Source organism: Shewanella carassii (assembly GCF_019670705.1).
Classification (GTDB): domain Bacteria; phylum Pseudomonadota; class Gammaproteobacteria; order Enterobacterales; family Shewanellaceae; genus Shewanella; species Shewanella carassii.
The window spans coordinates 1,580,217-1,594,267 of the sequence record NZ_AP024618.1 but is presented as its reverse complement, the minus strand read 5'-3'; the positions used below and the strand labels follow the sequence as shown (position 1 = coordinate 1,594,267).

Genomic DNA, 14,051 nt, shown 5'->3' with positions numbered 1-14,051 from the left:
TTTACCTCAGTCTATCGGATCCTGACAACCTAACCCGGCATTGAGCATTTCGATCAATGCCTGTACATGCAAAATGCCACACATTTGTTCTTTCACTACTCCAGCCAACCAGGGACGCTTGCCTTCGCTGCCTCGCCAGTTGACCTGCGACTTGTCAATCTTGACCGCATTGACCAAAGACTCACAAGCCAAACCCCAATTACTGTTCTCTAATACTACAAGATATTGATAATTTACGGATTGCGCCAGTTTATCGTCATATTTTTCCGGCATAACCCAGGCGCAGGTATCAACAATATTCAGTTGCGACTCTCGATACCCCTGCACCCCCATAAACCATCCCGGACGCCCAAATATATGATTGATACGCTCAATTCTGACTATACCGCCCAAGCTGATCAGAGGCACGGCCAGCGTCAGCCCTGCCACCTTAAAGAACAGCACCTGAAACTCATCTTCCAGTTGTTCTTTAAGTGGTTCTATCGGCGAAACCGGCGCGCCGACTTGCGTTTCGAGTTGAACCGTCTCCTGTAATTCTGGTTCGCTCTTTGCGACACCTGTCTCAATCTCAGCCTGCTCTACAACTGCCTCGCTGGATAACTCAAGCTTTGCGGCAGTGGCCAAGACGGTCTCGGTCTGAGTTCCGCTGGTCGGGGTTTCGGTTAGCGGCTCTCTAAACACAGGAGCCAGTAACTGCTCCAGTGCACTACGATCGAGCCTCGGCTTCTCGGGTTCAACCTGATAGCGTTTAGCTGTACTCTGCGGCTGAAAAAGAGGCGCTACCTTAGGTTCAGTATCAAGTACATTATCGACTGGCGCGGCAATGTTATCCTCCAGTAGCGGCTCAGCCTTTTGAACCGGCTCAATACTCACCACCACTTTCGCTTCCGGCTTCAGCCCAGGTTTAGCCTTGGGAGCTGGCTCGGTCAGCAGCAAACTGAAATAATCAAAAACAGTCTCATCAACCGATTTTGACATGGTCAAACTCCCCGGCCAGCAAATAATCGAGCAAACGCTCATAAGCCTTCACCCCCCGAGAATTAGGGGCATAATGGGATGCCGGCAGATGGGCTAAACTGGCATCACGAAACTTGGTGTCCACAGGGATAACATCCGGCCATAAGGTATCGCCATATACTTCGCCAAGATGTTGCAAGGCTGCCGGAGAAGCCTTGGTACGCCTATCGTACATTGTAGGCACTATGGAGTAACTGTAACGGGTCTTTTTCGAGCGGCCCATTAGCTCCATAGTCTTGATCATTCTATCCAAACCTTTGATCGCCAGAAATTCAGTTTGAACCGGGATCACTATGTGTTGACTGGCAGCCAAGGCGTTGACCATCAACACTCCCAATACAGGGGGACAATCAACCAAGGCGACATCATAGTCCTCCTCGACTGACTTAAGAATATTCCGCAAAACCAAGCCCATTCCCTCTTGGTGACCCAAGGCTCGGTCCAGTGTGGCTAAAGCCATTGTTGCCGCAATAAGATCAACACCTTCTACCGATGTTGGAACAGCATGCTGTTTAACCAAAGTGGGTTCAATGTTGTTGTGAGCCAGGAAAAGATCATACAAGGACCCGGGAACTTCTTCCGAATCGATCCCCAGATAATACCCCAGTGAAGCATGGGGGTCTGTGTCTATCATCAAAACCCGTTGACCGCGTTTGGCCAAAGCGCCCGCCAAACTGGCTACTGTCGTGGTTTTGCCCACCCCGCCTTTTTGGTTTGCAATGGTCCAGACTTTCACTTTCCGCCCCTTATTTTTGCCATATCGGCCAAGCTTATCTAATGAACCACTATTATTATCTTTCTTATGCTGAACGGCTACTCAGAACCCTCTTCTCGAGTCGTGACGCGGATCCCACCGTGAGGTAAACGTATCACTTTGACGCCATTTTCCAGCTCAGTTTCCGGCACCTGCTGTGGTATCTGTGTATCCGCAACATCGCCAGCCTTGATGACCTCACCTGACACCAAAGTCTGGGATGTTTGCGTATGAGGCGAAACCGCTGTCGTCACATCGATACCGGAGGCGACCTTAGGTTTTATCACGTCCAGTAAGGATGCCGTCTGTTGAGGATGACGACTCATCCAATCGGCAATAATCGCCGCTTGTTCATCCGGCACCATTAACAGAACCTGAGACGACTCGAGCTGGATCACTTGCTCACTCAGCTGGCGGTTCTTCTGCAGTAAGTCCCAGTACAGCGCCGTCACTAGGAGCAGAAGAATGAAAAACAAAAACAGCGCCAGCCGGTATCCCAGCAGACGCGTTTCTTTGTCAACCACGAGCAGATTCTCTCAGTATCGCCTCAGCCATATTATCCAATGAGATAGACTGGCTGGAGATACCTGCCGCCGTAACAGCCTGTGGCATACCATAGACCACACAGGAGGCTTCATCCTGAGCCCAGATGGTGGCACCAACGCCTTTGAGCATACGAGCCCCTTCTCTGCCATCGGCTCCCATTCCCGTCAGGATAACCGCCAACACATCACCACCGAAAGCCTTGGAAGCCGAAGCAAAAGTGATATCGACGCAGGGCTTGTAGTTCATGTCTTCATTGCCGGCGAGGATTTTAATTCGGCCTGTGGCGCCCGAACGCTCGAGCATCATCTGCATGCCACCTGGCGCCAAATAGGCACAACCGGGCCGGAGCATATCACCGTTGGCCGCCTCTTTAACCTCAATCTTACACAAGCCATTAAGCCTACTGGCAAAGGCCGGGGTAAAAGCTGCCGGCATATGTTGTACCAGCAGGATAGGATGCGGATAGTCGGCCGGGAACTGGGTCAAAATCCGTTGCAATGCCACGGGACCACCTGTGGATGTACCTATCAGTAACAACTTGTACTGCTTACCACTGGCTCTGGCTGGCACCGCACCGCTGGCGCGCCTCACCGGCTGGCGATTGGTTGCTGCGCTGTCAGCAGTAACAGTTTGCCGCGGCGAACTGCTTGGCGCAGCAGGTCGACTGGGAGCACTTGCCTGAGGTTGCGGCGTACTCGGACGAACTATAGGGCGGAATAAACGCCTGCGCCCCAAAGCTTTAACTCTTTGTTGCAGCAGACGAATAGCCTCATCCTTGTTGGTAGCTATATCCTCAAAACGCTTAGGCAGAAAATCCAGAGCCCCGGCATCCAAGGCATCCAAGGTTGCTCTCGCACCATCATGGGTCAAAGAGGAAAACATCAGGATAGGTGTCGGATGAGTGGCCATGATCTGCCGCACAGCCGTTATGCCATCCATGACCGGCATCTCGATATCCATGGTGATAACCTGAGGCTTGAGTTCGGCGGCTAATTTAACGGCTTCGGCACCGTTATTGGCCATCCCTATAACTTCAAGCTCAGGATCCTGATTGACTATCTCGCTGACACGTCGTCGAAAAAAGCTAGAGTCATCGACAACCAAAACTTTAATGGTCATTTAAATCCTTATACGGCACTTCAACGCTTGGACTTGGCGTAGTGCTTCAGCAATCCTGGTACATCGAGGATCAGCGCTATACCGCCGTCTGATGTAATAGTCGCCCCGGCCATTCCCGGAGTACCATGTAACATAGAGCCCAGCGGTTTAATCACCACCTCTTCCTGGCCTATCAGAGCATCCACCACAAAACCTATTTGCATGGTACCAAGCTGGACTATGACAACATGACCCAGTTTTTTATCCCCATGCTGGAAGCTCATGGCTTTACGGCTGAGCCAGCGCTCGAGATAGAATAGCGGTACGGCCTTATCGCGAACGATCACTGTCAATTGTCCATCGACGATATTGGTCTTGGTCAAATCCAGATGGAAAATCTCATTCACGCTGGAGAGCGGCAGTGCAAACACCTGTTTAGCCACTTCCACCATAAGGGTCGGCATAATCGCCAAGGTTAAAGGTACTTTGATCTCCAGGCGGGTGCCTTTACCCTTGACCGAGTCGATATGCACTGAGCCGTTGAGCTGAGTAATACGGGTCTTGACCACATCCATCCCAACACCTCGGCCGGAAATATCGGAAATTTCCACCTTGGTTGAGAACCCTGGGGCAAAGATCAGGTTATAGGCCTCCTGATCGGACATTCGCGCAGCGCTGTCTTCATCCAACACTCCGCGATTGATGGCAATCTCTTTGAGTTTGGCAGCATCCATACCGGCGCCATCATCCTCAATTTTAAGCAGAATATGGTCCCCTTCCTGACTGGCTGCCAAGGTAATCACCCCGGTTCTTGGCTTGCCATTAGCCTCACGCACATCCGGCATTTCAATACCGTGATCCACTGAGTTACGCACCAAGTGCACCAGGGGATCGGCAAGGGCTTCGACCAGGTTCTTATCCAGATCTGTGTCTTCACCTATCATCCGCAGATCTATCTCTTTATTGAGACTGCGGGCCAAGTCGCGAACCACCCGAGGGAAACGACCGAATACTTTCTTAATCGGCTGCATTCGGGTCTTCATCACGGCGCCCTGCAGATCGGAAGTCACCAGATCCAGGTTGGCCAGCGCCTTGGACATCTCTTCATCTTCGCGGGAGATACCGAGGCTGACCAAACGGTTACGCACCAATACCAACTCACCGACCATATTCATGATCTCATCCAGGCGAGCCGTATCTACCCGAACCGTGGTTTCCCCTTGCGGTACACTGGTCGCAGCCTTGGCCGGAGCCGAGTCTTTGGCAACAGCCGGAGCCTTGGCCTGAGGTTTGGCAGTCGCTTTAGGTGCCTCAACTTTGGCCACTGAGGGAGCCGTCTTTGCTGCAGGCGCTTTAGGTGCGGCTACTTGAGATGCAGAGGGTTGAGATACAGCCGGCGCTTTGGCACTGGCGTTACTCGCTGCAGGCTCTGAACCACTGGTGTTAGCACCTGGACCGGCACCTTTGCCATGCAATTCATCGAGCAGCTTTTCAAACTCATCATCGGAAATTTCATCGGCATCGACGCTGGCTGATGGAGCTTGCTCAACCACCGCAGAGTTTGCCGCAGGTGCAGCAGCAAATTGCCCCTTGCCGTGTAACTCATCGAGTAGCTTTTCAAATTCATCATCAGTGATATCGTCCGAAGCAGAACTTGCAGATACACTGTCGCTGGTTGAAGGCGCACCAACATTGGCCGCCGAAGAATGACTCGCAGAAGGCCCCTTGCCTGAACCGTGTAGCGCATCCAACAAGGCTTCAAACTCAGCCTCATCAATGTCATCTATACTGCCTTCAGTACCTTGAACCAATGCTTTGGACTCATCCTCGGAGATTGTTTCATTTGGCGCGTCAAACAACTCCACCCCGGCACTGTCCAACATACCATCGAACAGTTCATCAACGTTTTCATCGTTGGTTTCATCAACCGCGGGAGTTTCTTCCTGAGCCAACTCAGACGGCAGAGGCGCCCCAGAGCTAAGCAATTTCAGTTTTTCCAACAACAGTTCATCTGCCGGTTCTTGCTCCTGACCGGACTGAGTTTGGCCGAACATAGTATTTATGCTGTCAAGCGCCTGCAAAATGATGTCCATCAATTCGGAGCTGACACTACGCTTGCCGGTACGCAACAAGTCAAAGGTGTTTTCTGCTTCGTGGCATACATCCACCATGGGAGCCAAGCCCAGGAATCCTGCACCACCCTTGACCGTGTGAAATCCCCTGAAGATGGCGTTGAGCAAATCAGTGTCTTCCGGATTATTCTCCAACGACACCAACTGCTCCTGCAACAGCTCTAGGATCTCGCCTGCTTCAATCAAAAAATCCTGGAGTATCTCTTCATCAACATCAAAGGCCATTAAATTGACTCCTATTAGAAACCCAGACTAGAAAGCAGATCATCTACTTCATCCTGACCGTTCACCACATCTTCGCGTTGCTCGGCGTTCAGTATGGGCCCTTCAGCCTCGATGCTTTTCTCATCAGCGCCGCTCATCTCATCTAGAGGTTGCTCACCAAACACAGTCAGCATAGAGACCAAACTGTTCTCAACTTCCCTTACCAGTTCAATGACCCGACGTATCATCTGTCCGGTCAAATCCTGAAAATCCTGAGCCATCAGTATTTGATTCAGCAAATCACGTAGTCGACAGGCATCGGCTTCACTCTGCTGCATAAAATGCTGTACATCGTGACAAAGGCTCTTAAATTCATGCAATGCTAAGTCGCGACGCATCAATTTGTCCCAGGCAGGCTTAACATTTTGCAGATTGGTGCTTAGAGCATCAGACAACGGCAAACACTCTTCCACCGCATCCATGGTCTTGTTAGCAGCTTGCTCAGTCATATCTATGACATAGGTAAGACGTTCCTTGGCATCGGGTATTTCAGTATTGGCTAGCTCGACCAAACGACTGTCGACTTGGAAATCGACCAGTGCGTTATGTAACTGGCGAGTCAACTTACCAACTTCTTCAAACAGTTCCCGTTGCAGGGGGGCTGCCAGCTCCCTCAGCATATCATCAGCTTTATCTTGTTCGCCCTGTGTAAGCAAGTTCACTAACTGCTGAGCTTGCTCAAGCGTAATCAGCCCGGATGTTTCTGCTTTCATCGCATCACCCCGCTCAACCGAGCCGTTCGAAAATCTTATCCAACTTCTCTTTCAGCGTTGCGGCTGTAAAAGGTTTAACGACATAACCGTTCACACCAGCCTGGGCGGCTGCGATAATCTGCTCGCGTTTAGCCTCAGCAGTTACCATCAATACAGGGATATGCTTGAGGTGCTCATCGGCACGTATCGCCTTGAGCAGATCGATCCCTTGCATTCCCGGCATGTTCCAGTCGGTTACAACGAAATCAAAGTCGCCCTTTTGTAGCATAGGCAGGGCTGTTGAACCATCATCTGCTTCCTGGGTGTTGTTAAACCCCAGGTCTCGCAACAAGTTCTTAATGATCCGTCTCATCGTTGAAAAGTCATCAACGATGAGAATCTTCATATTCTTGTCCAAGGTTTCCTCCGGTGAGCTGACATACTTAAAATTGCTCAGTCATTAATTACGCTTGTGTCCAATGCTTGAGTTTGGCTTTTAGCCTCAGCATAGCCTGACTGTGGATCTGGCTTACCCGAGACTCACTTACCTCAAGAATGGCACCAATCTCTTTTAAATTCAGTGCTTCATCATAATATAGCGACAAAACCAATGCGTCGCGCTCAGGCAAGCGCTTAATCGCATCGGTCAAAGCTGATTGGAACTGACTTTGGGCCAACTCTTCAAAAGAGTCATCCGCCGGCATATCTTCCGACATCAACACATCCGGCGCAACGCCAAGGTCTTCTATACCTATGATTTTGCCTGTAGAAACATCATTTAGAATATGATGATATTCATCTAGTGACATCTCAAGCCGCTCGGCGATTTCGGTATCGCGGGCATCCCGCCCCAGCTCTTGTTCAAGTTCATCCATCACCTGCGCCACACGCCGATTGTTACGATGAACAGAACGTGGCACCCAATCGCCGCGGCGTATTTCATCTATCATGGCACCGCGGATGCGGATCCCGGCAAAGGTTTCAAACTTGGCACCTTTGCTGCCATCGAATTTGGATGAGGCTTCCAGTAAGCCCATCATGCCGGCCTGCAGCAGATCATCGAGTTGAACCGATGCAGGCAGCCGCGCGAGCAGATGATGGGCGATGCGTTTTACCAGCGGTGCATAATGCTCAACGATCTTTGTCTTATCGTTTAGACCTGTGTATGCAGCCGCTTTATTCACTCGCGCTTTCCTCCTGATATTCCGTTCTCTGTACCAAGCGCTCAACAAAGAACTCGAGATGACCGCCCGGTTGTTGAGGAATTGGCCAACTCATAATCTTATTAGCCAGTCCATGATAGGCAATACTGGCCGGTGACTTGGGATAGGCTTCCACTATCAATTTCTGTTTCCGTACCGACTTGCGTAAGTTCTCATCAAACGGAATGGTTGCCACAAGTTCCAGTGCTACATCCAGAAATCTGTCAGTTACTTTACTGAGCTTAGCAAATAACTCCATACCTTCCCGCAAACTACGTACCATATTTGCGACAATTTTGAAGCGGAACACACCATGCTCGCGGCTGAGTATCTTAATCAGCGCATAAGCGTCGGTAATTGAGGTAGGTTCATCACAGACAACCACGAGAACATCCTGTGATGCACGAGAGAAGCTCAGCACCATATCCGAAATCCCGGCGGCCGTATCCACCACCAAGATATCGAACTGAGTTTTCATCTCACTGAAAGCGCGAATAAGTCCAGCATGCTGAGCTGCGGTCAGCTCAACCATGGCTTGAGTACCAGATGTGGCGGGAATAATGCCAATTCCTTTCGGGCCACGAACGATAATGTCATCAAGCTCCGATTCACCAGAAAGTACGTGAGATAGATTGCGTTCTGCACGCAATCCTAACATCACATCCACATTGGCTAACCCAAGGTCAGCATCCAACACCAGGACGCGTTTGCCTTTTTCCGCCAAAGCGACCGCAGTATTGATGGAGACACTGGTTTTACCCACCCCACCCTTGCCTCCGGTCACGGCAATTACTTTTACTTTTTCGTTATTTGGTTGATTCATCATTCGTAAACCGCTCGCTTGGTCCCGGGTCATAGCTTTACTCAAATGCATAGGTCATCTCTTCCGACCTGGCTTTATTAAAATCGTTTGTTTCTGTTTTGTTTAAAATGGCCAAAGCCTGCTTGGCCAAGGTCAAGGTATCAGCAACCTGCATATCCTCAGGAACCCTTTGACCGTCAGTAATATAACTTAATGATAATCCACTTTGGATCAACACGCTCAGCGCTGCCCCTAAAGAGACAGATTCGTCAAGTTTAGTTAAAACCGCTCCAGAAAGGTCAATTCGCTGGAAATGACTTACCGCCTCTTCAAGCACCCGGCGTTGGCCGGTCGCCGAGAGCACTAGATAGCTACGAATAGGCAAACGAGTATTGGCGGCAAGATTATCCAGCTGTTGGTACAGGCGCATGTCTCTCTGCCCCATACCTGCGGTATCGATTAAAACCAGTTTCCGGTTGCGGAATTGATACAGTATCTGCTCCAATTCATTGAGATCTTGAGCTTGCTTTACCGGGCATCCCATTATTTTGCCATAAGTTGCCAGTTGCTCAAAGGCTCCGATGCGATAATGGTCCATAGTGATCAACAATACCGAGTCTGAACCGTGGTGAGCGATAAAACGGGCTGCAAGTTTAGCCAATGTGGTGGTTTTGCCTACACCGGTAGGACCAACCAGAGCCACTATGCCGCCCTGACGCATTAAATCATCACCTTGATTGTCCAACAGGTTTGCCAGACTTTGTGGCAAAGCTCGGCCCAACTCCGCGGGTTGGTAATGTTGGCTAAGTGATGCCAATCTCGCCGCAACGGCAGGCGAAAATTCAGCCTCCAGCAGCTTACGCTCCAGCATGGCGCCAACAGGATCGGTACGGCTGCGCTGATCCGACATCAGACTGGACAACTGATGAGTCAACAACCCCCGAAGAGATGCCAGCTCTTCGCGCATGGCCTCCATCTCTTGCTGTTGTTTGGCGCTGTTGCCTTTGTTCGCCCGTTCGGGCGTTTTTTCTCGCAGTTGAGGCGCGGGTTTATGTTCTTCGGCAAGCCCCTTTGCCCAAGCAGGCATATCCAGTTCTTTGGCGCTATGCTGCTGCCCCAGTTGTTCATTCAATCGGCTCTGTTGCCTTTCAAGCAAGGCTTGTAACGAGTCGGCCACAGGCTCTGGATTGGGTTTACTGTTACTACGCACATGACCACTGCCGAGAGAAACCTTATCCTCACCTAACTCCATAAACGGAGAAGCCGGTGCGACAACGGGTTTGGGATCATCGTAATCAACGGCCGCCACTATCTCTATGCCGCCGGTAACCTTCTTGTTGGACATGATCACGGCATCTGCACCCAGGGTTTCTTTCACCTGAGCCAAAGCTGTGCGCATATCTTTGGCAAAAAAACGTTTAATCTTCACTTTAGGTTACCCCTGTTGGCCTACGGCTGACACTATACGTATCTGCTTCTCGTCCGGTACCTCCTGATAAGAGATCACCCGCAGATTAGGAATAGTGTGCTTAACAAAACGTGACAGTGTAGAACGCAGCATACCGGATGTCAGCAATATTGCGGGCTGACCGACCATTTCTTGCTTCTGGGCCGCACCGGCCAGCGACTGTTGCATACGTTCCGCCAATCCCGGCTCAATATTGGGTCCCTCACCACCTGTCGCTTGCATAGACTGATGCAACATCTGTTCCAACTCTGGCGCCAAAGTAATGACGGGAATTTCCGGCTCAGGTCCAGCGATCTCTTGCACTATCATGCGCTTGAGGGCAATACGCACCGCGGCAGTCAACACCTCGGTATCATTACTCTTTGGCCCATACTCCAGCAACGTCTGGACTATGGTGCGCAGATCCCGAATCGATACCCCTTCATTGAGTAGGTTCTGCATCACCTTAACCACATTCCCCAAGGTCATCACATCGGGAATAAAGCCATCCACCAACTTGGGTGAATGCTTGGCCAACATATCCAGCAGCTGTTGCACCTCTTCATAGCCCAGCAGTTTGGAGGCGTTGTTGGTCAGAAGTTGACTGAGATGAGTAGCCACAACAGTGGCGGCATCGACAACCGTATACCCCAGCGTCTGGGCGTGTTCTCTGAGCTCTGGTGCAATCCACACCGCATCCAGACCAAAGGCCGGATCTTTGGTTTCGATACCATCCAACTTACCGAACACTTGCCCTGGGTTGATCGCCAGTTCGCAATCATGGCGCACTTCGGCTTCACCACTGGCCACCCCCATCAAGGAGATACGATAGGCATTGGGAGAAAGGTCAAGGTTATCGCGGATATGCACCGCTGGCACCAGGAAACCCAGCTCCTGAGACAGCTTCTTACGCACCCCTTTGATGCGTCCAAGAAGCTCACCGCCCTGACCTTTATCCACCAAAGGAATAAGGCGATAGCCCACTTCCAAGCCGATGGTGTCCACGTGACGAACATCATCCCAACTGAGTTCTTTGGGCTCATTGATACTCTTCTCGGTAGGTCCTTTCTTGGCGAGTTCCAGCGCTTGCTGTTTGTTCTTTTCGTTTCGTTTGTAGATAAAGAAGGCGCCCACAGCAGTCAGCAAGGCGAACGTCAAAAACGCCAGATGTGGCATACCTGGTACTATACCCATCACAAAGAGTACCGCAGAGGCAATCATCAAGGATTTGGGATTGTCGAACATCTGCTGCACGACTTGTTGTCCCATATCGCCGGATTCATTCTGCCGGGTCACCATCAATGCAGCAGCGATGGACAACAATAGTCCAGGGATCTGCGCCACCAAACCGTCACCTATGGTCAGCAGGGTATAGATCTCTACCGCTTGGGAAAAACTCAACCCGTGCTGGACTATCCCTATGATGAAACCACCGAGAATATTGATCACTAGGATCAAAATACCGGCAATCGCGTCCCCTTTCACAAATTTGGAGGCACCGTCCATAGAGCCGTAGAAGTCGGCCTCACGAGTAACCTCTTCGCGACGAACCCTGGCCTGCTCCTGATTGAGGATCCCGGCGTTAAGGTCAGCATCAATCGCCATCTGTTTACCCGGCATGGCATCCAAGGTAAAGCGAGCACTGACTTCAGAGATACGCCCGGCACCCTTGGTAACCACGGCGAAGTTGATGATAATCAGAATGAGGAACACCACCAGACCCACGGCATAGTTACCGCCGATCACCACAGAGCCGAAGGCCTCAATCACTTTACCGGCGGCATCACCGCCGTTGTGACCTTCTAACAAAACGACCCGAGTCGAGGCAACGTTAAGCGCCAGTCTGAGCAAGGTGGCAACCAGCAACACTGTTGGGAAAGCAGCAAAATCCAGTGGTCTTTTGGTGTAAACGGCCACCAGTAGCACCACCAACGCCAGGGCAATATTAAAAGAAAACAGGATATCCAACAGAAAGGCCGGCATAGGCAACACTATCATGGCCAGCGTTGCCAGCACCAAAAGCGGCGTACCCACGCCCTTGAAGTTTGCCGGTTTTACTTGCCTCAGTTGCCCGAGCGTTGCTTTAACATCCATTCACTATTAGCCTGAAGTTTGACACTTTGCTCTGATTAAGCAAATATCACGCCAATTTAAACATGATTTAGTAGCGTTTATACTCATCAGGAATGGGTTGATTGAGTGGAATAGGTTTAGGCCGGGTGCCCTTGCCTTTCTGATATTGCCTGAGCTGAAATACATAGGCGAGAACCTGGGCCACTGCGGTAAACAGACCCTCCGGGATCTGCTGATTCAGCTTGGTGGTATGGTAAATCGCCCGAGCCAGAGGTGGAGCCGATACGATTGCCACTTGGTGTTCTCTGGCGATTTCACGAATTTTAAAGGCCACATCATCGACGCCTTTAGCCAGCACGAAAGGCGCCGGTGACTTGTCGACATCGTATTTTATCGCCACTGCAAAGTGTTCTGGGTTAACCACTATCACATCGGCATTGGGCACTTCGCTCATCATTCGCCGCTGAGCCATCTCCCTCTGTAACTGACGAATACGCCCCTTGACCTCGGGCTTACCCTCGGTGTCTTTGTACTCGTCTTTGACTTCCTGTTTGGTCATCCGCAGTTGTTTGGCGTGATTCCAGATCTGGAACGGCACATCGATCACCACTATCACTAAGGTGGAAGCACAGAGCAGAATAAAGATCCACACTAGGAGATCCAAAGCATGACGAATATTGCCCGGCAGGTGATCCTGCGACAACCTTAAGATGTCATCAAAGTAGAAGCTCAGCAGCAGATAGGCTGACAGCGCTACCACGGAAAACTTGGCTATCCCCTTGGCCAACTCCACCAGCGCCTGTACCCCGAACATCCGCTTAAAGCCGGTTAAGGGGTTCATTTTACTGCCTTTGGGCATAAATGCCTGGGTCGAAAAACTGATACCGCCAAGAACAATATTACCGACAAAGGCCACGAAACCGAGAAACAGAATAAAACCGGCCATAGGCCAACCCAGCTCGGCGGCAACTATCCCCCAGACATTGAACATGCTGTTGGTATCGAATATCTGATCCCGCTGCATGGAAAAAATGCGGCTCATGACGTTGGCAAGACTGGCGGCCAGACTTGGTCCAAGCATGGCAAAACCCAGGGCTGCGGCCAACAATACCGCCGAAGTGCCCAACTCTTTTGACCTTGCAACCTGCCCCTTCTCTCTGGCCTGTTGCAAGCGCCTGGAGGTTGCCTCCTCGCTTTTTTCCTGCCCGTCTTCGTTCTCTGCCATCAGGGGACTCCATCCAGATTACAGGTCAGTTCCAGCATGTCACACAGCAGCAGCTGCGCCGCATGCCAAACTTCGTCGAAGTGAGCCATCACAGGCCCCAGTGTCAGCCAGAGAATAATCAGGCCACCTATCATGGTGACAGGAAAACCTATGGCAAAAATATTCAGTTGGGGCGCCGCCCGGGTCATCACCCCGAAAGAGAGGTTAACGGTAAGCAGCGCCACAATGGCCGAGATAGACATGGTCAACGCGGCGCCGAACATATAACTGCCCCACTCGGCCAGGGTGCGATAGTTGGCGATTTTGATCCCTTCATTGGATACCGGCAAAGTTTCAAAGCTTGTCACCAGCATGCGTATCATCACCAAGTGACCATCAATCGCCAGAAAGATCATGGTGGTCAGCAGCAAAAAAAAGTTACCTATCACGGGCGTCTGCTGCCCTGAGCTGGGATCCACCATAGAGGCAAAACCCAAGCTGGTCTGCATGCCGATTATTTGCCCGGTCAACACAAAGGTTTGCATGATAAGCAAGGTGACAAATCCCATGGCTGTGCCGATAAGAACTTGTTGAGTCGTAATAAAAACCGCTGCCAGGGAGAATAGCTCCACCTCTGGCATAGGTGGCAAGACAGGCGCTATGGCGACAGTCAAGGCCAGTGCCAGCAGTAAACGCACTCTGGCCGGCGTGGTATTGGCGCCGAAAACCGCCATCACCATTAACATGCTGGCCACTCGAAACAATGGCCAGAGGTAAGCGGCCAGAGTCTGTTGGATGCTGTCGAACAGTATCTCCATGG

The 14,051-nt window shown here is 51.1% G+C and carries 13 protein-coding genes; all 13 read right to left on the bottom strand.

The features are described from left to right. Positions 1 to 6 precede the first annotated feature (6 nt). The gene (locus K5621_RS07315; RefSeq protein WP_221050807.1) at positions 7 to 978 is read right to left on the bottom strand and encodes a chemotaxis protein CheW; all 972 of its coding nucleotides are present in this window, start codon (positions 976 to 978) and stop codon (positions 7 to 9) included. Continuing rightward, a complete protein-coding gene (locus K5621_RS07310) occupies positions 962 to 1,753 on the bottom strand; it encodes a ParA family protein (protein ID WP_100142282.1) in 792 nt (263 codons plus the stop codon). Before K5621_RS07310 ends, K5621_RS07315 begins: the two co-directional genes overlap by 17 nt. Before the next feature lie 77 nt (positions 1,754 to 1,830). Continuing rightward, positions 1,831 to 2,295, bottom strand: a complete 465-nt coding sequence (locus K5621_RS07305) for a membrane anchored protein in chemotaxis locus (protein WP_221050806.1) — start codon at positions 2,293 to 2,295, stop codon at positions 1,831 to 1,833. After that, a complete protein-coding gene (locus K5621_RS07300; RefSeq protein WP_221050805.1) occupies positions 2,288 to 3,436 on the bottom strand; it encodes a protein-glutamate methylesterase/protein-glutamine glutaminase in 1,149 nt (382 codons plus the stop codon). Before K5621_RS07300 ends, K5621_RS07305 begins: the two co-directional genes overlap by 8 nt. Before the next feature lie 20 nt (positions 3,437 to 3,456). Next, the gene (locus K5621_RS07295; protein ID WP_221050804.1) at positions 3,457 to 5,772 is read right to left on the bottom strand and encodes a chemotaxis protein CheA; all 2,316 of its coding nucleotides are present in this window, start codon (positions 5,770 to 5,772) and stop codon (positions 3,457 to 3,459) included. A 14-nt stretch (positions 5,773 to 5,786) separates the two neighbouring features. Then, positions 5,787 to 6,524, bottom strand: a complete 738-nt coding sequence (locus K5621_RS07290; protein WP_100142278.1) for a protein phosphatase CheZ — start codon at positions 6,522 to 6,524, stop codon at positions 5,787 to 5,789. A gap of 13 nt (positions 6,525 to 6,537) precedes the next feature. Continuing rightward, positions 6,538 to 6,921, bottom strand: a complete 384-nt coding sequence (gene cheY, locus K5621_RS07285) for a chemotaxis response regulator CheY (RefSeq protein ID WP_025011074.1) — start codon at positions 6,919 to 6,921, stop codon at positions 6,538 to 6,540. A 46-nt stretch (positions 6,922 to 6,967) separates the two neighbouring features. Then, positions 6,968 to 7,687 carry an RNA polymerase sigma factor FliA gene (locus K5621_RS07280; protein WP_100142277.1) on the bottom strand — a complete coding sequence of 240 codons (720 nt, stop codon included), beginning with the start codon at positions 7,685 to 7,687 and terminating at the stop codon, positions 6,968 to 6,970. Continuing rightward, the gene (locus K5621_RS07275; RefSeq protein WP_100142623.1) at positions 7,680 to 8,561 is read right to left on the bottom strand and encodes a MinD/ParA family protein; all 882 of its coding nucleotides are present in this window, start codon (positions 8,559 to 8,561) and stop codon (positions 7,680 to 7,682) included. Before K5621_RS07275 ends, K5621_RS07280 begins: the two co-directional genes overlap by 8 nt. A gap of 4 nt (positions 8,562 to 8,565) precedes the next feature. Continuing rightward, positions 8,566 to 9,936 (bottom strand): flagellar biosynthesis GTPase FlhF, encoded by a 1,371-nt coding sequence (flhF, locus tag K5621_RS07270; protein ID WP_100142276.1) that lies wholly within the window; start codon positions 9,934 to 9,936, stop codon positions 8,566 to 8,568. 6 nt (positions 9,937 to 9,942) lie between these two features. Further along, positions 9,943 to 12,048, bottom strand: coding sequence for a flagellar biosynthesis protein FlhA (gene flhA / locus K5621_RS07265; protein WP_100142275.1), 2,106 nt, complete (start codon positions 12,046 to 12,048; stop codon positions 9,943 to 9,945). Positions 12,049 to 12,115: 67 nt separating this feature from the next. Then, on the bottom strand, positions 12,116 to 13,252 hold the full coding sequence (gene flhB, locus K5621_RS07260) for a flagellar biosynthesis protein FlhB (protein WP_100142274.1): 1,137 nt from the start codon (positions 13,250 to 13,252) through the stop codon (positions 12,116 to 12,118). Further along, the gene (fliR, locus tag K5621_RS07255; RefSeq protein WP_100142273.1) at positions 13,252 to 14,049 is read right to left on the bottom strand and encodes a flagellar biosynthetic protein FliR; all 798 of its coding nucleotides are present in this window, start codon (positions 14,047 to 14,049) and stop codon (positions 13,252 to 13,254) included. Before fliR ends, flhB begins: the two co-directional genes overlap by 1 nt. Positions 14,050 to 14,051 lie beyond the last annotated feature (2 nt).